We start from the raw sequence: 17407 nt of genomic DNA, 5'->3' as shown, positions 1-17407 counted from the left end.
CTTCCGTTTCCCGATCAGAACAGGCTGAGCTGATCGCCGTTCCGCTTCGGCCTCGCAAAGTGATCCGTCGTCAGCTTGGAGCGCCGCTTGTTCAGCCCAAGCCTGTCGCAGGCGATCTCGAAGCGGCGGCCGATGGTCCAGGCCATCGGTCCGGTGCCCTTCATCCGCTCGCCCCATTTCGCGTCGTAGTCGCGGCCGCCGCGCATGTCGCGGATCAGGGTGAAGACGTGGCGGTAACGGTCCGGATAGTTGGCCATCAGCCATTCGCGGAAGAGATCGCGCACCTCCAGCGGCAGCCGCAGCAGCACATAGGAGGCTTCCTTGACGCCGGCATGGGCGGCGGCATCAAGGATGCGCTCGATCTCGGAATCGTTCAGCGCGGGGATCACGGGCGCGACCATCACAGTGGTCGGAATGCCGGCCTCCGAGAGCTGCTTCAGCGCCTCCAGCCGTTTCGGCGGTGTCGCCGCGCGCGGCTCCATAGTGCGCGCGAGCTTTGGATCGAGCGAGGTGACTGATATCGCGACCTTGGCGAGGTTGCGCTTGGCCATCCGCGCGAGAATGTCGATGTCGCGCACGACCAGCGCCGACTTGGTGACGATGCCGACGGGATGGCCGGCGCGCTCCAGCACTTCGAGAATGCCGCGCATGATTTTGTGCTCGCGCTCGATCGGCTGATACGGATCGGTGTTGGTCCCGATCGCGATCATCCGCGGCTCGTAGCCGGTCGCGGCCAACTCTTTCTCGAGCAGCGAAGGCGCCTCGGGCTTGGCAAACAGCTTTGACTCGAAGTCGAGCCCCGGCGACAGGCCGAGATAGGCGTGCGTCGGCCGCGCGAAGCAATAGACACAGCCGTGCTCGCAGCCGCGATAGGGATTGATCGAGCGGTCGAAGCCGATATCGGGGGACTCGTTGTGGGTGATCACCTTGCGCGAGGTGTCGACGCCGACGCTGGTCTTGAACGGCGGCAGCTCCTCCAGGCTCTGCCAGCCATCGTCGAAGGCGACGCGGGCCTCGGCCTCGAAGCGGCCGCTGGCATTGGACTGCGCACCCCGCCCTCGCCTGCGCTGTTTGCCGATGGCGACCGCCAGTTCGGGAAAATCAGAGTCCGCACCCGCCGGCTCGGAGGGCGCCGTGACCGGCGGGTGCTTGAGAGCATGAGAGGATGCTGGACTCATGAAGCCAAGATAGCACGCCAAAGGAACAAATCAAGAACACAAACAAAAAACTGAGAAACAACCCCATGCACAGTAGCCGTCCAAATTTCGGGCGCGTTCCTTTGACCTCACGCAACACACCCGTCGCGACGATCCTGTTCGATGCCGGACAGGGATCAATCGCACCGGAACAAAGTTGGTGACGATCGCCGGGTGAAGGTCAGCAGGAACATGACAAATCAACGACAATCGGCCTCAGGGAGCAGCGACCTCGATCTGCTCGATCGCTATTGGCGCGCCGCGAACTACCTCTCCGTCGGGCAAATCTATCTGCTCGACAATCCGCTGCTGCGCGAGCCGTTGCGGCCGGAGCACATCAAGCCGCGCTTGCTCGGCCATTGGGGCACGACGCCCGGTTTGAACTTCATTTACGCCCATCTCAACCGCGTCATCCGCGCGCTCGATGTCAGCGTGCTCTACATCTGCGGTCCCGGCCACGGCGGCCCGGGCATGGTGGCCAACACCTATCTCGAAGGCAGCTACAGCGAGATCTATCCTGACGTCGCGCGGGATACGGACGGATTGCGCAAACTTTTCAGGCAGTTCTCCTTCCCCGGCGGCATTCCGAGCCACGCGGCGCCGGAAACGCCGGGCTCGATCCACGAAGGCGGCGAGCTCGGCTACGCGCTGGTCCACGCCTATGGCGCCGCATTCGACAATCCCGACCTGGTCGTCGCCTGCGTCGTCGGCGATGGCGAGGCGGAAACCGGCCCGCTCGCGGCGTCCTGGCACTCGAACAAGTTCCTCAGTCCCGCCCATGACGGCGCTGTGCTGCCGATCCTGCACCTCAACGGCTACAAGATCGCGAACCCGACCGTGCTCGGACGGATGCGCGACGCGGAGATCCGCGACCTGTTCCGCGGGTTCGGCCACGAGCCGCTGTTCGTCGAGGGCGACGATCCCAAATTGATGCACCAGGCCATGGCGGACGCGCTCGACGTCGCGCTCGCAAGCATCCGCTCGATCCAGCAGCATGCCCGCGACGGTCGCAGAAGCGTCGAGCGGCCGCGCTGGCCGATGATCGTGCTGCGCAGCCCGAAGGGCTGGACCGGCCCGAAGGAGGTCGACGGCAAAAAGGTCGAGGGCTTTTGGCGCGCGCATCAGGTTCCCGTTGCGAGCTGTCGCGAGAACCCGGCGCACTTGAAAATCCTCGAAGACTGGATGCGCAGCTACGAGCCCGAGAAGCTGTTCGACGGCAGCGGCGCGCTCATTCCCGAGCTTCAGGCGCTGGCGCCCGAAGGTAACAGCCGCATGGGCGCCAATCCGCACGCCAATGGGGGCCTATTGAAGAAGGAGCTGAAGCTGCCGGACTTCCGCAGTTTTGCGTTGGACGTGCCGCAGCCCGGCAGCGTCACCGGCGAAGCAACGCGCGAGCTCGGCAAATTTTTGCGCGACGTCATCCGCCTCAACGCCGAGGCGCGCAACTTCCGCATCATGGGCCCGGACGAGACCGCGTCAAACCGGCTCGACGCCGTGTTCGAGGCCACCGAACGGGTCTGGATGGAGCCGACGGAGCCTTACGACGTGCATCTCGCCCAGGACGGCCGCGTGATGGAGGTTTTGAGCGAGCATCTCTGCCAGGGCTGGCTCGAAGGTTACCTCCTCACCGGCCGTCACGGCTTCTTCTCCTGCTACGAAGCCTTCATCCACATCGTCGATTCCATGTTCAACCAGCACGCCAAATGGCTGAAGGTGACGCGACATCTGCCCTGGCGGCGACCGATCGCCTCGCTGAACTATCTCCTGACCTCGCATGTCTGGCGGCAGGACCATAACGGCTTCAGCCATCAGGATCCCGGCTTCGTCGATCTCGTCGCCAACAAGAAGGCCGATATCGTCCGCATCTACTTCCCGCCCGACGCCAACACGCTGTTGTGGATCGCCGATCACTGCCTGCGCACCTATGACCGCATCAACGTGATCGTCGCCGGCAAGCAGCCGGCGCCGCAATGGCTGTCGATGCAGAGCGCCGCCACGCATTGCGATGCCGGCATCGGCATCTGGACCTGGGCCGGCACGGAGGATGCGGATGGCGAGCCCGACGTGGTGATGGCCTGCGCCGGTGACGTACCGACGCTGGAAGCGCTCGCCGCCGTCGATCTGCTGCGCAAGGCGCTGCCCGACCTGAAGATCCGCGTCGTCAACGTCGTCGACCTCATGACGCTGCAGCCGAAAGACCAGCACCCGCACGGCCTGTCCGACCGTGACTTCGACAGCCTGTTCACGTCAGACAAGCCCGTGATCTTCGCCTATCACGGCTATCCCTATCTCATCCACCGTCTGACCTATAACCGCACCAACCATGCCGGAATGCATGTGCGCGGCTTTGCCGAGGAAGGCACCACGACGACGCCCTTCGACATGGTCGTGCTCAACGGGCTCGACCGCTATCACCTCGCGATCGAGGCGATCGCGCGGGTGCCGGGTCTGGCGACCAGGGCCGCGCAGGTGCAACAGCAGTTCCGCGACAAGCTGATCGAACATTCGCACTATGTGCGCGAACACGGCGAGGACATGCCTGAGATCCGCGACTGGGTCTGGCCGGGCAAGACGGGCTGATGTGATGACGGCGTCGGTCCTCGTCCTCAACTCGGGCTCGTCGAGCATCAAGTTCGGCCTGTTCGACATCGCGGCGACCGAGCCTGCCCTGCTCTGCAACGGCCTGCTCGACGAGCACGAGGCGCAGCCGCGGCTTGTCGTGAAAAGCCCCGCGGGCGGAGAACTGTTCGAGACGCAGAGGAAGGCATCCGATGCGGACAGCGGCCATCTGTTCGCTGACGTGCTCGGCTTCATCGAGGAGCGTTTTGCCGACCACCGCCTGCGCGCCGTCGGTCACCGCATCGTTCATGGCGGGCCGGATTATTCGGGTCCGGTTGAGCTGACTGACGACGTCTACGCAGAGCTGGACGCACTGACGCCACTGGCGCCGCTGCACCAGCCGCGGTGCCTTGAACCAGTCCGCACCATCAGGGCAATAAAGCCCGACCTGGCGCAGATCGCCTGTTTCGACACCGCCTTTCATCACAGCATGGCGCCGCCCGCGAGCCGCTTCGCGCTCCCGCGGCGCTATGAAGAGCGCGGTATCCGGCGCTACGGCTTTCACGGCCTTTCGTTCGAATATGTCGCGGGGCGCCTCGCGAAAATCGCGCCGCAGCTCGTTGCCAAGCGCACCGTCATCGCGCATCTCGGCAATGGCGCCAGCCTGTGCGCCTTGCGCGATGGCCGCAGCGTCGACACCACGATGGGGCTGACGCCGCTCGATGGCCTCGTGATGGGTACGCGCTGTGGCACGATCGATCCCGGCGTGCTGCTCTATCTGCAACAGCACGAGAGGATGTCGGTCGAGGATGTGCAGCACCTGCTCTATCACGAGTCAGGCCTGCTCGGCGTCTCCGGCATCTCCGCCGACATGCGCACGCTGCTGGTGAGCCGTGAGGCTGCGGCGCGGCAGGCGGTCGAGCTCTTCACCTTCCGTGCGGCGCAGCAGGTCGCGGTGATGGCGACCACGCTGGGCGGACTGGACTGTCTGGTCTTCACCGGCGGCATCGGCGAGCATGCGAAGGAAATCCGCGCCGCGATTGGTGAGCGGCTTGGGTGGCTCGGCGTGCATATTGACGCGGGTGTGAATGACACGGCACGCGAGCGGATCAGCGGCGATGGCAGCACCGTCAATGTGTTCGTCATTCCGACGAATGAGGAGCTGACGATCGCTCGGCATTGCGCGGCTGTGCTGCGAGCGAAATGAAAGCCCGGTCGACCGCTGCATCTTTCCCTTCTCCCCCATGGGAGAATTTCAGCGGGCTATGACTTGTCGCAGCGCTGCTGCGCCACTGTCGAAATGACCATGGTGCGCAAAGCAAATGATTTCGCCATCGCTTCGAGCACCATGGGCCAACTACGTCGCTCCGCTCAGTACGGAGAGTACCCGCCCGGGCAAACATAGTTTCCGTAAGCGTCATAGCCGCAGCCGCTGCGGTAGTAGGCCCCCGTCGCAGCTGCGCCGATCGCGGCGGCCCCCACTGCCGCCGCACCGACGCCATAGCGGTATCCGCGATACCCTGCATAAGCGCCCCGATAGCCGTAACGCCCGCCGCGCACGGCGACGGCACCGCCCCGGTATCCACGAGCCGCGACCGCGCCCCCGCGGTAGCCTCCTGCTCGCACGGCACCCCCGTGGAAACCTCCTGCGTGCATGCCGCCGCCGCGACCGCCGCGACCGAATGCGTCATCGGGAGTGAAGGCGACAACCAGCATAGCTGCGGCTGCCGAAGCGATGAGAGCTTGACGCAACATCAGCGTACTCCTTCTTCGAGGGAGAAAGCCGCGGACACCTGCACATCGCGTTGACCGCGGGTCCGATCGAAGTCTCGTGCGCTGGAGCTTCGCGCCTTTGATTTGGATCAAACCTCAACGTTCATCTACATGAACGACGGTTCCTCCTTCGCGCCGCCCGCAGAGCGGCGTTCAGGCCGAGCTAATGCGTGCCCGACAAGATCTGGATGCACCCGATCACGACCTCGATCACGATCAGGACCACTACCGCGATTTCGAGGCGGAGCGAGCGCTGGGTGTCGATGATGTCGGTGAGCGCGTTGGCGGTTTCCGACACGGCGGTGAGCTTGCGCTCGAGCGTGTCGAGGCGCTCCTTCAATTCGTACTCGTCTTCGAGACGGGCATAGAGCCGGTCGAGTTCGGGCTTCTCCCAGAGCACGTCCGGTTTCTCGGCCACCGCCACACGACCGGCGACGCGCTGCTGGACGAGAAGCGCATTGCCGATCAGTTGCAGGATGTCCTTGCGCCGGGGCGGCGTGCGGCCCTGCTCGGCGAGCTTGCGCGCGAAGGGCTCGATCACGTCGAAGACCGCGGCGACGCGCCGCTCGTCGCGGGCGAGCGAGGTGCTCTTGGCGAGCGCATCCGCAATCAGCAACAGCCGGTCGTCGGAGAATTTTGCGAGGCAGATCGGTCCGCCCGGCTGGATCGCTTCAGTGCTTTCATCCTTGCAGAGCTGCGCCTGCGCGATCTCTTCCTCGTAAGGGCTGAGCTCGCCAGTCACGCGGGATTTCAGGCTGTCGATCAGCACCTTTTCCTCTGAGGGAAGGAGGCCGATCAGCACCACGACGCCATAGCGGAAGATCACGACGAGGCCGGCATGGACGCGAAAGGCGGCGGGCGTCGAAGAAACGGCCGCGCCAAGCTCGAGCCCGGACGGATTGATGCGTTCACCCAGCATCACGGCGCGAATCCGCAAGATCGGCGCGGCTTCCGGCTTCGGCGATGTTGGCATTATGCCAACGGGAAGTTGATCTGCGTTCACTGGACTATCTCATTTTGCGCGGCGAGCGTTGCACGTTTTTCCCGTCGTAAGGTTTGTGTCAGACTGCCGGTGCAGCCTTGCGGACGTGCCATCCTCGTCCCGATCATATCGGCAGAGAATGCCCGGTTTGAGGCTCACGAAAACGACATTCGCCGAAACATTCGGCAACTACGCTACCCCGCGCGCGACATATTCGGGTGCGATGGACTGCCCGTGGCTTTCCATCGCGGACCGAAGCGCCGTCCAAAAGTTGCACTCGGCGATGCCGCGTGTTTATGACACATTCATAACAAGCTACGCTTCTCCCGAAGTGCGGACACTGAAGCCTCAATCATGCTGAGCGTCATCATTCCGACCGAAGGCGTCGAGCAGACGGCGGTCGCAACTCTCGCCGCGCTGGTACCCGGTGCCGCCGCGGGCGTCATCCGCGAAGTGCTGCTGGTCGACGGCACCCGCAACGGCGTCATCGAGCGCGTTGCCGACGTTGCAGGCTGCCGTTTCATCGGCTTCGAGGGATCTTCGCAGGGCGCCGCGCTCGCCGCCGGCGCGCTCCAGGCCCGTTCGCCCTGGCTGATGTTCCTCCCCGCCGGCGCGGTGCTGGAAACCGGCTGGATCGACGAGACCACCCAGTTCATCCAGGCCGTCGCGACCAGCGGTCGGGATCGTGCGGCGGTGTTCCGCTACGCGCGCTCGCCCTACTCCGATACCGGGTTCCGCGACATGCTCCGCGCCGTGGCGCGCAAGCTCGTCGGCCCGCTCGGCGATCAGGGACTTTTGATCGCGCGTGACCATTACGACCGGATCGGCGGCTACCCGCCCCAGGCCCGCCGTTCCGAGGCGCGGCTGCTCCGGCGGCTCGGCCGCTCGTCCCGGACCATGCTGCGCAGCCGGATCGTCATGGTCGGCTGAGGTCACCGACCTGATACTTGCCAAAGTCAAATAATTGTTTGACAATGGCAAGTATCGAGGTGACCCATGCCATCAGCCCTTTCGTCATCCAGCCCTTCGCCATCCGGCCCTTCTTCGACCGAACAGGTCGCTGACGACCAGGTCCAGGCGGTTCGCGCCTTCAACCGCTTCTACACCCAGAAGCTCGGCGTGCTCGACCAGCAGCTCCTGAAGAGCCCGTTCTCGCTGAGCGAGGCGCGCGTGCTCTACGAGCTGGCCCATGGTGGCGAGCAGTCGGCCAAGGAGATCGGCATCGCGCTCGGGCTCGACGCCGGCTATCTCAGTCGCATCGTGCAGAACTTCGACGAGAGCGGCCTGATCGCGCGCAAGCCGCTTCCGAGCGACCGCCGGCAGGTTCAGCTGAGCCTGACCGCGAAGGGCCGCCAGGCGTTCGCCAAGCTCGAACGCTCGTCCCAGGACGACGTCGCCGCGATGCTGCGGCCGCTGCCGGGCGAGGAGCGCAGCAAGCTCACCGGCGCGATGGAGACGATCGAGCGGCTGCTCGCCATGCCGCGCACGCCATCCCCGCGCGCGACCCTGCGCGAGCCCCGCCCGGGCGACATGGGCTGGGTGGTGCAGAGCCACGGCGCGCTCTACGCCAGCGAATACGGTTTCGACTCCGGCTTCGAGGCGCTGGTGGCCGAGATCGTCGCCAAATACATGACCTCCTACGATGCGTCGCGCGAGCGCTGCTGGATCGCCGACATCGAGGGCCGGCCGGTCGGCTCGGTGTTTCTGGTCAAGGCCAGCGACGACGTCGCCAAGCTGCGCCTGTTGCTGCTCGATCCGGCCGCACGCGGCCAAGGGCTGGGCCAACGACTGGTCGCCGAATGCGTCTCTTTCGCGCGCGCCTGCGGCTATCGGCGGATGACGCTGTGGACGCAGAGCAATTTGGTCGCCGCGCGAAAAATCTATCAGGATGCAGGCTTCAAGCTGACCGCCACCGAGCCGCATCGCAGTTTTGGCCAGAACCTCACCGGCGAAACCTGGGAGCGCGATCTCTGATGCGGCGGCACGCGCTCATCACGGGAGAGCTCGTCGATCTCTACAAGCGCCGCGCACGACGGCTGCACGCGAAAGCGTGCCGGCATATGTGGCTGATGGTGTGGAGCTCGCTGAGACGGAAGAGCTAGCGGATCAGCGAAGCACGGTGCGCATGACTGTGCCCTCGCCCCCTCTGGGAGAGGGCAGCGACGCTGACAAATGCAAGCTCACTTGGGTGAGGGGTAGGTCTCTACGGACGCAACTCTCTCGCATCGCACTCGCCGATAGATACCCCTCATCCGGCGCCGTAGCCGAAGCTTCGCTTCGGCGTTCTCTTATGAACGGCGGCCAAAGGCCGCCTATGCCACCTTCCCCCACATCCGCCTTCGCCAAGGCTTCGGCGGACATGAGGGGGGAAGGGAAAAAGGAGCCTCAGCGTCCGCGCTACACCGTCGCGCCCTGCGCCTTCGCCCTTCGCAGATGCTCGTCCAGGCGCGGCATGATCTCGACGAAATTGCAGGGGCGCGTGCGGTAGTCGAGCTGAGCCGCGAGGATGCCGTCCCAGCCGTCGCGACAGGCGCCGGGCGAGCCCGGCAGGCAGAAGATGTAGGTGGCGCCGGCGACGCCGGCGGTGGCGCGGCTCTGGATCGTCGAGGTCCCGATCTTGGCGTGGCTCAGCATGTGGAAGGCGATCGAGAAGCCGTCCATGCGCTTCTCGAACAGCGGCTCGATCGCCTCCGGCGTGACGTCGCGCCCGGTAAAACCGGTGCCGCCGGTGGTGATGACGACGTCGATGCCGGCATCAGCAATCCAGCGGCGGACGACGGCGCGGATCGCCTCGACGTCGTCGGTGACGATCTCGCGCGCGGCAAGATGATGGCCCGCAGCGGTGAGGCGGTCGGCCAGCGTCTGGCCGGACTTGTCGTCGACGAGCGCGCGCGTGTCGGACACGGTGAGCACCGCGATGTTGAGCGGGATGAATTGTTTTGACTCGTCGATGGAGGCCATTGCGCTGCACCTTCTATCCCGCCCACCGCCGTCATCCTGAGGTGCGCGCCCTTGCGCGCGTCGAAGGATGGGCCGGAGACTCCGCCATCCTTCGAGGCTCGCCAAAAGGCGAGCACCTCAGGATGACGCCACTCATAGCTTACTACGACCCGCTGCCGAACGTGTTGCAGGCCTGGACGGTGCCTTGCTGGTAGCCGGTCATGAACCACTGCTTGCGTTGCGCCGCCGAGCCGTGGGTGAAGGAATCCGGCACGACACGTCCCGTGGCCTGGCGCTGCAGCGTGTCGTCGCCGATCGCGCTCGCCGTGGTCAGCGCGGCGTCGATGTCACCGGGCTCGAGGAAATTCGGACGCTTCTTCGACTCGCGGTTGACCCAGACGCCGGACAGACAGTCGGCCTGCAATTCGACCTTGACCTGGAGCGCATTGGCCTCGGCCTTGCTGCCGGCCTGCTGCTGCAGCCGCGTCACGCGCGGAATGATGCCGAGCAGATTCTGGATGTGATGGCCGGCCTCATGGGCGATGATGTAGGCCGTGGTGAAGTTGCAGGCGGATTTGCCGGAGCAGCCGCGGAAGCGCGTCTCGACCTCGCGGAAGAAGCTGGTGTCGAGGAAGATGGTGCGGTCCGGCGGACAATAGAACGGCCCCATCGCCGACTCCGCCCGGCCGCAGCGGCCGCCATTGGTGACGTTGCGGAACAACACAACCTTCGGACCGGTGTAGGACTGGCCGCTGGCCTGGAAGATCTCGCTCCAGCGATCGTCGATCTCGCCGAGGATGCCGGAGATCATGCTGCCCATCTCGTCGGTCGGCGCGCCGCGTTTGGCGGTCGAGGACGATTGGCGATCGGTCTGGTAGGAAGGCGCCTGGCCGCCGCCGGTGAGGATCTCGGCGCCGCCGATCAGGATGCGCGGATCGATGCCGAAGGCATAGCCGACCAGGCCGAGCACGATGATGGTGCCGATGCCCAGACCGCCGCCGCCCATCGGCAGGCCGAACCCGCCTCCGCCTCCGCCGCCGCCCATGCCGCCACCGTCATCGCGACGATCCTCGATGTCGTCGCTGCGGCGGAAATCATCGTAACGCATGGCGGGTTTCCCTCAGTCCTCAATTGGCGTCATTTGGGCGCAGAAGCGCGAAAGCTCAACGCGCCACACACGTAAAATTTCCAATGCGTTAATCAATATCCCGCTCGGCAATTATTGCCTAGTGCGACAGCATGCCGATGCCAGCAATTTTTTCCTGGGTCGTGCAATTTTTTCCGAGAGAAATTTGGCGACCTGACTGCTCCCGCAACGCGAAGAAATGCGAAATACACTGGAAAACACGACGAATGCGCAGAGTGAAACGCGCGCCATGCGCGATGCGAGGGCTGCTCACGAAAGCGGCGGGTTAAGTCGATTTTTACTTTGCCGCTCCATTGTAACGGTCAGTCGGTTGTTTGGTCCCGCGTCGCCGACAGCGTCGCCTGAGTCAGAGTTCTTGAGTCATGGTAGTGTCGCGTCGCGGGGCGTCTGCAAGGGCGCCCCGCACAAATTTTGAGTCCGCTTCGCACAGCATCATCCTCGGTGATTGCGTCGCCGAGATGTCGAAGCTTCAGGCAGGTTCGGTCGACCTCGTGTTCGCCGATCCGCCCTACAATCTCCAGCTCAAGGGCGATCTCAAGCGCCCCGACGAATCCCATGTCGACGCCGTCAACGACGACTGGGACAAGTTCGATTCGTTCTCCGCCTATGACGATTTCACCCGCGCCTGGCTGCTTGCCGCCCGCCGCGCGATGAAGCCGTCGGCGACGATCTGGGTGATCGGCTCCTATCACAACATCTTCCGCGTCGGCGCGATCATGCAGGACCTCGGCTTCTGGCTCCTGAACGACATCGTCTGGCGCAAGTCGAACCCGATGCCGAATTTCCGCGGCCGCCGCTTCACCAACGCGCACGAGACCATGATCTGGGCCGCGCGCGATGAGAAGGCCAAGGGCTATACGTTCAACTACGAAGCGCTGAAGGCCGCCAACGAGGACGTGCAGGCACGGTCCGACTGGCTGATCCCGCTCTGCACCGGCGAGGAGCGCCTCAAGGGCGCCGACGGCAAGAAAGTGCATCCGACGCAGAAGCCGGAAGGCCTGCTCGCGCGCGTGCTGCTGTCGTCGTCGAAACCCGGCGATCTCGTGATCGATCCCTTCAACGGCACCGGCACCACCGGCGCGGTCGCGAAACGTCTCGGCCGCTCCTATATCGGCTTCGAGCGCGACAAGACCTATGCCAAGGCGGCGGAAGCCCGCATCGCCGCGGTCGAGCCGCTGCCGGAAGAAAGCCTCGCTCCGTTCATGACCGCACGCGAGGCGCCGCGTGTCGCGTTCTCCGAGCTGATCGAGCGCGGCATGATCATGCCCGGCACGAAGCTGTTCGACGCCAAGAAGAAGCTCGGCGCACTCGTGCGCGCCGACGGCGCCATCATGCTGGGCGACAAGGTCGGCTCGATCCACCGCATCGGCGCGGTGGCGCAGGGGGCGCAAGCCTGCAACGGCTGGACCTTCTGGCATGTCGAGACCAAGAAGGGTCTCAAGCTGATCGACGAGTTCCGCGCCGAGATCCGTGCGGGTATGGGGGCGGAGTAGTTTTCTCCGCGGTCCCGTAGCGTGGGCAAAGCGAAGCGTGCCCACCACCTAGAATGCCGCAAGCGACGCGGTGGGCACGGCGCTTCGCGCCTTTGCCCACCCTACGGCTCCTTGAACGCCGCCACAGCCAGGATTACATTCGACCGATCAGCCCCGTCCTGACCGGTCCGGCTCCCATGCGACGACAGTCCGAGACATTGCTGCTGGTGCCGCTGCTGCCGATCTTCCTGCTCGGCATGTTTCCGATGTTCCTGATCGCCCTGCTCGGCTTTTTCGGCCTCGCCATCTTCGGCGTGCTGGTGGTCTGCGTCGGGCTCGCCAGCAGCAACGAGGCGCACGACAATTTCAACCACGACGTCATCGTGCACGGCTACGCGCGCGGATCGGAGCGCAAGGCGCGGGCCTCCAGCATGCACGCCGCAACGCGGCTCGCGATGCGGCTGGACGCTGTCGGCGCCGGGATGATCGTCATCGCCGTCGTCGGCCTGCTCTATTCCAGTTGAGCGTCGAGGCGCTGCCTCACGGCGCCAGACGTGCGATCAATCGATCGGAGGCATCCATGAGCGCCGTCGCGTAGGATCGCTCAGTAGACGAAGGGCTCGGCAGGATCGCCTCAGTCTTGTTGTTGAACATGACACCGCTGCGGCCGTTGAGATCAGGCGACACCAGGAGCGGCACCAGTCGCTCGGCATAGGCGTCCGGCTCGACCATCATGAAGCTGGTCAGCCAGTTGATCAGCGAGACGAGCGCGCGCGACCCGAGCAGATTGGCGCGAATATCGGTCTTCACGAAGCCGGGATTGAGGCCGAACACATCGACATCGGCAAAGCGCCTGGCGGCCTCGAGAACGAGCACTTCGTTACCCGCCACGGTGTTCGAGTGGGCTGCGAACCGTTTGTAGCTCTGCTCCGAATTCAGATCGCCGACATCGGCCCTCTGCTCCGTCCCGGGGAATCCCATGACGAATATCCGAGGCTTGAATGTGGCCGTGGCCCGGTCCTTTCCAAGACGAGAGGCGATCGCGTTCAGGATGACGAAGCGGCTCAGATAGCTGACGGCAAGATCGCGTTCGATGCCTTCCGCCGTCACCTCACGCCTGGGCCCCGCCATGATGCCGGTCGTGAAGACGACGATGTCGAGCGTCTCGGCGGGAAGCTCTCGGCCGATCCGCCTGGCTTCCCGCATCAGGCTCAGATCGGCCTGCATGAATGCGATGCCCGGCACCTTCTGATCGCGGAACGTCTGGCCGACGACGAGGACACGCGCCCCCTTGGCGGCCAATTGGCGGCTGAACGCCCGGCCAATGCCGCCGGTGCCGCCGATCACCGCCACATTCAATCCAGCGAGCCTGAGGCCTTCGAGTGCCGGCGAATTCACCTTCAGATTCTTGTCGAGTTCTACGCGTTTCATGGATGGCTTGCCCTGCAATGTCAGCAAAGGGCAGATGGACCTTCCACTCAATGGAATAAATGCCGTAAAATGAAACTGATTGATCCATTGATGGAATAATTAAATGGCGTTGCTGAACGATATGGCGCTGTTCGTGGAGGTCGCGAAGGCCCGCAGCTTCCGTCGCGCCGCCAAGACCCTCGACATGCCCAATTCGACGCTGTCGCGCCGGATCGATCTCTTGGAGAAGGAGATCGGGCTTCGCCTGTTGAACCGGACGACCCGCAAGATCGAATTGACCGAAGCCGGCCAGATCTACTTCGAGCGCTGCAAGCGCATCGTGGACGAGGCGCGCCTGGCGCACGAGCAACTGGACGGGATGCTGGCGCAGCCGAGCGGCATGCTCCGCGTCTCGCTGCCGGTGGATTTCGCGAACACCTACCTCGCACCGTTGATCGCCGAATTTGCGCAGCAATATCCCGACATCGATTTCGAATTCGACCTGACGCCGCGACGTGTCGATCTCGTATCGGAGCCGTTCGATCTGGCGATCCGCGTCGGAGAATCCGAGCCGTCCCACATGATCGCGCGGCCGCTCGCCCGTATGCCGGGATATCTCTACGCCTCGCGGCGCTATCTCGACATCAACGGCGAGCCGCATGAACCTGCGGACCTGACCCATCATCAATGCCTGTGCATGACGAAGGTGAGTGCGTGGACGTTACACAGGGGCACGCAAATGGAGCAGGCCGACGTCGGCGGCCGTTTTCGGCTCAACAACGTGGGGCTGATCCGCCGCCTCGCAACGCTCGACATGGGCATCGCCTTTCTGCCGCAAGAGATCGTTGCCGACGAAGTGGCAGATGGCCGGCTGCGTCGCATCATGCCGCAATGGCAGGGTTCGCCCGTCACCGTCTACGCAGTCACCGAGACGCGCCTGCTGCCAGCCAAGACGCAGCGCTTCATCGAATTCCTGCGGGAACGGCTCAGCCGGACTTGAATCGCCATTACGGCGACGATCGGCCTTTGTTACGCCGGCTGATCTGCGTACCGCGCAGACACCTCACGGCAAACTCGCCGGTTGCCTCCCCCGGCCATGTTCAGGCACAGAAGGCCGCGACGCTGCATTCATTCTCTAAAAAGGGAATCGGGGAGACAAACATGCTCAAATTCTATTTCAACGGATCGCCGAACCCGACCAAGGTCGCGCTGTTCCTCGAGGAAGCCGGCCTGGCCTTCGAGCCGGTCAAGATCGACACCCGCACGGGCGAGCAGTTCGCGCCGGACTATCTGAAGATCAATCCGAACGGCAAGGTGCCGGCGATCGACGACAACGGCACCATCGTGTTCGACTCGAACGCCATCCTGCTCTACCTCGCCGAGAAGACCGGCAAGTTCCTTCCCGCCGCCAACGTCCGCGGCGAGACGCTGTCATGGCTGATGTTCATTGCCACCGGCGTCGGGCCGTATTCGGGCCAGGCCGTGCACTTCAAGCATTTTGCGCCGAAGGACCAGAACCACGACTACGCCCATAACCGCTACCAGTACGAGACCGATCGCCACTACAAGATCCTGGACGCTCACCTCAAAGGCCGCAGCTATATGGTCGGCGACAGCTATTCGATCGTCGACATGGCGCTGTGGGGCTGGGCACGGATGGTGCCGTTCAAGCTCGGCGACGATGCCTTTGCGCGCTACCCGAACGTGAAGCGGCTGGTGGACGAGATCTCGGCGCGGCCGGCGGCGGCGCGTGCGATCGCCCTGAAGGACAAGTTCACCTTCAAGGCCGAGATGGACGACGAGGCGCGCGCCAACATGTTCAAGCACATGACGACGAAGGTTGCCTGATCACATCTCGACACGATTTGAAGGCCACGCGCACCCGCGTGGCCTTTTGCTTTTATGCGGCGTGGACCGAATTCAGGAACTTCGCGACTTCCTGCTTCAGCCGGTTGCTGTCTGAAGACAGCGAGCGCGCCGCCGAGAGCACCTGCAAGGAGGCCGAGCCGGTCTCGGAGGCGCCGCGCTGGACGTCGCCGATATTGGTCGAGACGCGCTGCGTGCCGTGAGCGGCCTGCTGGACGTTGCGGGAGATTTCCTGTGTGGCGGCGCCCTGCTCTTCCACGGCCGCCGCGACCGTCGACGAGATCTCCGACAGCCGCTCGATGGTGCCGCTGATCTCCCGGATCGAGCCGACCGACTCCTCCGTCGCGGCCTGGATGCCGGAGACCTGCTGGGCGATCTCGCCCGTGGCCTTCGCGGTCTGCTCGGCCAGCGCCTTGACCTCGGAAGCGACCACGGCAAAGCCGCGACCGGCCTCGCCGGCGCGCGCCGCCTCGATGGTGGCGTTCAGCGCCAGGAGGTTGGTCTGGCCGGCAATCGTGCTGATCAGCTCGACCACGTCGCCGATGCGGGCAGCGGCCTTGGAGAGCTCACCGACCCGTTCGTTGGTCCGCGTTGCCTGACCCACAGCCTCGCTGGCGATGCGGGCGGATTCCTGCACCTGGCGGGCGATCTCCGAGACCGAGGAGGACAGCTCCTCGGTCGCCGAGGCAACGGCCTGCACATTGGCTGAGGCCTCCTGGGAGGCGCTGGCGACTTCCGTCGACAGATCCTGCGCGCGCGTGGCCGTCGTGGTCAGGGTGCCCGCGGAAGCCTCGAGCTCGTTCGATGCCGACGACACGGTGTCGACGATCTCGCCGACCGCTCGTTCGAACTGATTGGCCAGGTTTCGCATGTCGGCGTTGCGGCTCTCCGCCTGCCGCGCCTCGACCTCGACCTGTTCGTGGCGCAGGCGGTCGGTCTCGACCATGCTCTCCTTGAACACCTGGATCGCCTTGGCCATGTCACCGATCTCGTCGCGATTGCCGCGGCCGGGGATCTCGACCTTGAGATCGCCGCCGGCGAGGGCTCCCATCGCCCGGGTCATCGTGGTCAGCGGTCCGACGATGCTGCGCGCGATCAGGAAGGCGACGAGGCCGCCGAACAAGACGGCAAGGCCGCCGGCGACTTCCTGAATCCAGGTCGTGCTGGCAATGACGCCATCGGCGGCCGCGCGCGACTTCTGGTAGTCGGCCTTCAATCCGGTCTCCGCCACCTTGAGCTTGTCGACGCTATCGCTGATCAGAGGGGCGATCTCGTTGCGGTAGATTTCATCGGCCTGGAGGATTGCAGCGGAGGTCGTCTCGAAGGCCCCCTTGTAGGTCGAAAGTGAACTCTTGATCGGCCCGAACGCGGCCTTGACCTCGTCCGGCAGGCCGGCCCCCTCAAGTGACTTGAGCGCTTGCTGCGCCCGATCGACATTGGTCCTGAAGGTCGCCGGCCCCTTTGCGTCGCGGACAGCGAGGAAGCGCCAGTTTGCGACACGAACCAGCAGGATCCTGGATTCGAGATCGGCGACGGGGGCGGTCACGCTGGTGTCGCCGGTTGCATGCGCGGCGTCGACCAGCTTGCCGGTCTTGGCGGTGAGCTCGTCGCCGCCGGCGAGCAAAGTGGCCTTGCCTTTCGTCGTTTCGTTGACGGCAGCGCCCATGCGCTCGCGCAGGGACTTCATCTTGTCGACGTCGCCGACGAGGCCATTGTAGATCTTGAGCCGCTCCTCGGAGACCGTCGACTTGGCCGCGGCCCTCAACAGCTCGGCCGTCGCCGCCTCCCGCTCCGCAGCCTCCTTGAAGGCCGGCTCGTTGGCGTCATAGATGTAACGCAGATTGGCACGCCGCAGCGCCTGGAGGTTGACCGAGATTTCCTGAACGCGGGCGGTGTTGTCCGAGAGCGCGGAGAGCCGCGCCATCTGGCCCTGGACGGCCCACAAATTCCAGACCGCAACCGCGGCCATGATCAAACCAACGGCCACGAGAATCGAAAATCCGGCGTAGAGACGCCCCCGAATTCTCAAACGCAAGCTCGGCATCACTGTCCACCCATTGCA

The 17407-nt window shown here is 64.6% G+C and carries 16 protein-coding genes; 9 read left to right on the top strand and 7 right to left on the bottom strand.

The window, feature by feature from the left end; genetic code table 11:
• Nucleotides 1–14 precede the first annotated feature (14 nt).
• Entirely contained in the window at nucleotides 15–1178 is a 1164-nt protein-coding gene (locus ACKWRH_RS10295) for a PA0069 family radical SAM protein (protein ID WP_445220415.1), read from the bottom strand.
• 210 nt (nucleotides 1179–1388) lie between these two features.
• On the opposite strand from ACKWRH_RS10295, the gene ACKWRH_RS10290 reads away from it, so the two are divergent.
• Together ACKWRH_RS10290 and ACKWRH_RS10285 are read left to right on the top strand one after the other, a co-directional pair.
• Nucleotides 1389–3776: a phosphoketolase family protein gene (locus ACKWRH_RS10290; protein ID WP_445220414.1), complete on the top strand. Its 2388-nt coding sequence runs from the start codon at nucleotides 1389–1391 to the stop codon at nucleotides 3774–3776.
• A gap of 4 nt (nucleotides 3777–3780) precedes the next feature.
• Nucleotides 3781–4962, top strand: a complete 1182-nt coding sequence (locus ACKWRH_RS10285) for an acetate/propionate family kinase (protein WP_445220413.1) — start codon at nucleotides 3781–3783, stop codon at nucleotides 4960–4962.
• Between the two features lie 164 nt (nucleotides 4963–5126).
• Here the strand turns inward: ACKWRH_RS10285 and ACKWRH_RS10280 are convergent, their stop codons facing one another.
• Both ACKWRH_RS10280 and ACKWRH_RS10275 read right to left on the bottom strand, forming a co-directional pair.
• On the bottom strand, nucleotides 5127–5510 hold the full coding sequence (locus ACKWRH_RS10280; RefSeq protein ID WP_445220412.1) for a hypothetical protein: 384 nt from the start codon (nucleotides 5508–5510) through the stop codon (nucleotides 5127–5129).
• 181 nt (nucleotides 5511–5691) lie between these two features.
• Nucleotides 5692–6531 (bottom strand): RMD1 family protein, encoded by an 840-nt coding sequence (locus tag ACKWRH_RS10275; protein ID WP_445220411.1) that lies wholly within the window; start codon nucleotides 6529–6531, stop codon nucleotides 5692–5694.
• 333 nt (nucleotides 6532–6864) lie between these two features.
• Between ACKWRH_RS10275 and ACKWRH_RS10270 the strand changes: the two genes are divergently transcribed.
• The 3 genes from ACKWRH_RS10270 to ACKWRH_RS10260 all read left to right on the top strand — a co-directional run bounded on the left by ACKWRH_RS10270 (nucleotide 6865) and on the right by ACKWRH_RS10260 (nucleotide 8612).
• The gene (locus ACKWRH_RS10270) at nucleotides 6865–7440 is read left to right on the top strand and encodes a glycosyl transferase (protein ID WP_445220410.1); all 576 of its coding nucleotides are present in this window, start codon (nucleotides 6865–6867) and stop codon (nucleotides 7438–7440) included.
• A gap of 66 nt (nucleotides 7441–7506) precedes the next feature.
• Entirely contained in the window at nucleotides 7507–8484 is a 978-nt protein-coding gene (locus ACKWRH_RS10265) for a bifunctional helix-turn-helix transcriptional regulator/GNAT family N-acetyltransferase (RefSeq protein ID WP_039146538.1), read from the top strand.
• Nucleotides 8484–8612, top strand: coding sequence for a hypothetical protein (locus ACKWRH_RS10260; protein WP_445220409.1), 129 nt, complete (start codon nucleotides 8484–8486; stop codon nucleotides 8610–8612). Before ACKWRH_RS10265 ends, ACKWRH_RS10260 begins: the two co-directional genes overlap by 1 nt.
• 295 nt (nucleotides 8613–8907) lie before the next feature.
• Here ACKWRH_RS10260 and moaB read toward each other — a convergent pair whose 3' ends face one another.
• Complete coding sequence (gene moaB / locus ACKWRH_RS10255) at nucleotides 8908–9471, bottom strand: molybdenum cofactor biosynthesis protein B (protein ID WP_445220408.1); 564 nt, start codon at nucleotides 9469–9471, stop codon at nucleotides 8908–8910.
• Nucleotides 9472–9613: 142 nt separating this feature from the next.
• Nucleotides 9614–10558: a KPN_02809 family neutral zinc metallopeptidase gene (ypfJ, locus tag ACKWRH_RS10250; RefSeq protein WP_445220407.1), complete on the bottom strand. Its 945-nt coding sequence runs from the start codon at nucleotides 10556–10558 to the stop codon at nucleotides 9614–9616.
• 401 nt (nucleotides 10559–10959) lie between these two features.
• Between ypfJ and ACKWRH_RS10245 the strand changes: the two genes are divergently transcribed.
• The gene (locus tag ACKWRH_RS10245; protein WP_445220406.1) at nucleotides 10960–12090 is read left to right on the top strand and encodes a site-specific DNA-methyltransferase; all 1131 of its coding nucleotides are present in this window, start codon (nucleotides 10960–10962) and stop codon (nucleotides 12088–12090) included.
• A 176-nt stretch (nucleotides 12091–12266) separates the two neighbouring features.
• Complete coding sequence (locus tag ACKWRH_RS10240; RefSeq protein WP_028158214.1) at nucleotides 12267–12593, top strand: hypothetical protein; 327 nt, start codon at nucleotides 12267–12269, stop codon at nucleotides 12591–12593.
• Between the two features lie 16 nt (nucleotides 12594–12609).
• Here ACKWRH_RS10240 and ACKWRH_RS10235 read toward each other — a convergent pair whose 3' ends face one another.
• Nucleotides 12610–13500: an SDR family NAD(P)-dependent oxidoreductase gene (locus tag ACKWRH_RS10235; protein WP_445220405.1), complete on the bottom strand. Its 891-nt coding sequence runs from the start codon at nucleotides 13498–13500 to the stop codon at nucleotides 12610–12612.
• A gap of 103 nt (nucleotides 13501–13603) precedes the next feature.
• On the opposite strand from ACKWRH_RS10235, the gene ACKWRH_RS10230 reads away from it, so the two are divergent.
• Together ACKWRH_RS10230 and ACKWRH_RS10225 are read left to right on the top strand one after the other, a co-directional pair.
• A complete protein-coding gene (locus tag ACKWRH_RS10230) occupies nucleotides 13604–14479 on the top strand; it encodes a LysR family transcriptional regulator (protein ID WP_445220404.1) in 876 nt (291 codons plus the stop codon).
• 161 nt (nucleotides 14480–14640) lie between these two features.
• Nucleotides 14641–15327, top strand: a complete 687-nt coding sequence (locus ACKWRH_RS10225; RefSeq protein ID WP_028150727.1) for a glutathione S-transferase family protein — start codon at nucleotides 14641–14643, stop codon at nucleotides 15325–15327.
• A 52-nt stretch (nucleotides 15328–15379) separates the two neighbouring features.
• Here the strand turns inward: ACKWRH_RS10225 and ACKWRH_RS10220 are convergent, their stop codons facing one another.
• On the bottom strand, nucleotides 15380–17389 hold the full coding sequence (locus tag ACKWRH_RS10220) for a methyl-accepting chemotaxis protein (protein WP_445220403.1): 2010 nt from the start codon (nucleotides 17387–17389) through the stop codon (nucleotides 15380–15382).
• Nucleotides 17390–17407: the final 18 nt, after the last annotated feature.

Source organism: Bradyrhizobium sp. Pa8, from assembly GCF_052588265.1.
Note: the sequence above shows the minus strand (reverse complement) of the source record. Positions and strands in the feature narration are given on the sequence as shown.

Bases quoted from the DNA above. Each gene is read 5' to 3' on its own strand.
- moaB (WP_445220408.1), bottom strand. From the start codon at position 9,471: ATGGCCTCCATCGACGAGTCAAAACAATTCATCCCGCTCAACATCGCG.
- ACKWRH_RS10225 (WP_028150727.1), top strand. From the start codon at position 14,641: ATGCTCAAATTCTATTTCAACGGATCGCCGAACCCGACCAAGGTCGCG.
- ACKWRH_RS10280 (WP_445220412.1), bottom strand. From the start codon at position 5,510: ATGTTGCGTCAAGCTCTCATCGCTTCGGCAGCCGCAGCTATGCTGGTT.
- ACKWRH_RS10265 (WP_039146538.1), top strand. From the start codon at position 7,507: ATGCCATCAGCCCTTTCGTCATCCAGCCCTTCGCCATCCGGCCCTTCT.
- ACKWRH_RS10230 (WP_445220404.1), top strand. From the start codon at position 13,604: ATGGCGTTGCTGAACGATATGGCGCTGTTCGTGGAGGTCGCGAAGGCC.
- ACKWRH_RS10220 (WP_445220403.1), bottom strand. From the start codon at position 17,389: ATGCCGAGCTTGCGTTTGAGAATTCGGGGGCGTCTCTACGCCGGATTT.
- ACKWRH_RS10245 (WP_445220406.1), top strand. From the start codon at position 10,960: ATGGTAGTGTCGCGTCGCGGGGCGTCTGCAAGGGCGCCCCGCACAAAT.
- ypfJ (WP_445220407.1), bottom strand. From the start codon at position 10,558: ATGCGTTACGATGATTTCCGCCGCAGCGACGACATCGAGGATCGTCGC.
- ACKWRH_RS10260 (WP_445220409.1), top strand. From the start codon at position 8,484: ATGCGGCGGCACGCGCTCATCACGGGAGAGCTCGTCGATCTCTACAAG.
- ACKWRH_RS10295 (WP_445220415.1), bottom strand. From the start codon at position 1,178: ATGAGTCCAGCATCCTCTCATGCTCTCAAGCACCCGCCGGTCACGGCG.
- ACKWRH_RS10290 (WP_445220414.1), top strand. From the start codon at position 1,389: ATGACAAATCAACGACAATCGGCCTCAGGGAGCAGCGACCTCGATCTG.
- ACKWRH_RS10285 (WP_445220413.1), top strand. From the start codon at position 3,781: ATGACGGCGTCGGTCCTCGTCCTCAACTCGGGCTCGTCGAGCATCAAG.
- ACKWRH_RS10235 (WP_445220405.1), bottom strand. From the start codon at position 13,500: ATGAAACGCGTAGAACTCGACAAGAATCTGAAGGTGAATTCGCCGGCA.
- ACKWRH_RS10270 (WP_445220410.1), top strand. From the start codon at position 6,865: ATGCTGAGCGTCATCATTCCGACCGAAGGCGTCGAGCAGACGGCGGTC.
- ACKWRH_RS10240 (WP_028158214.1), top strand. From the start codon at position 12,267: ATGCGACGACAGTCCGAGACATTGCTGCTGGTGCCGCTGCTGCCGATC.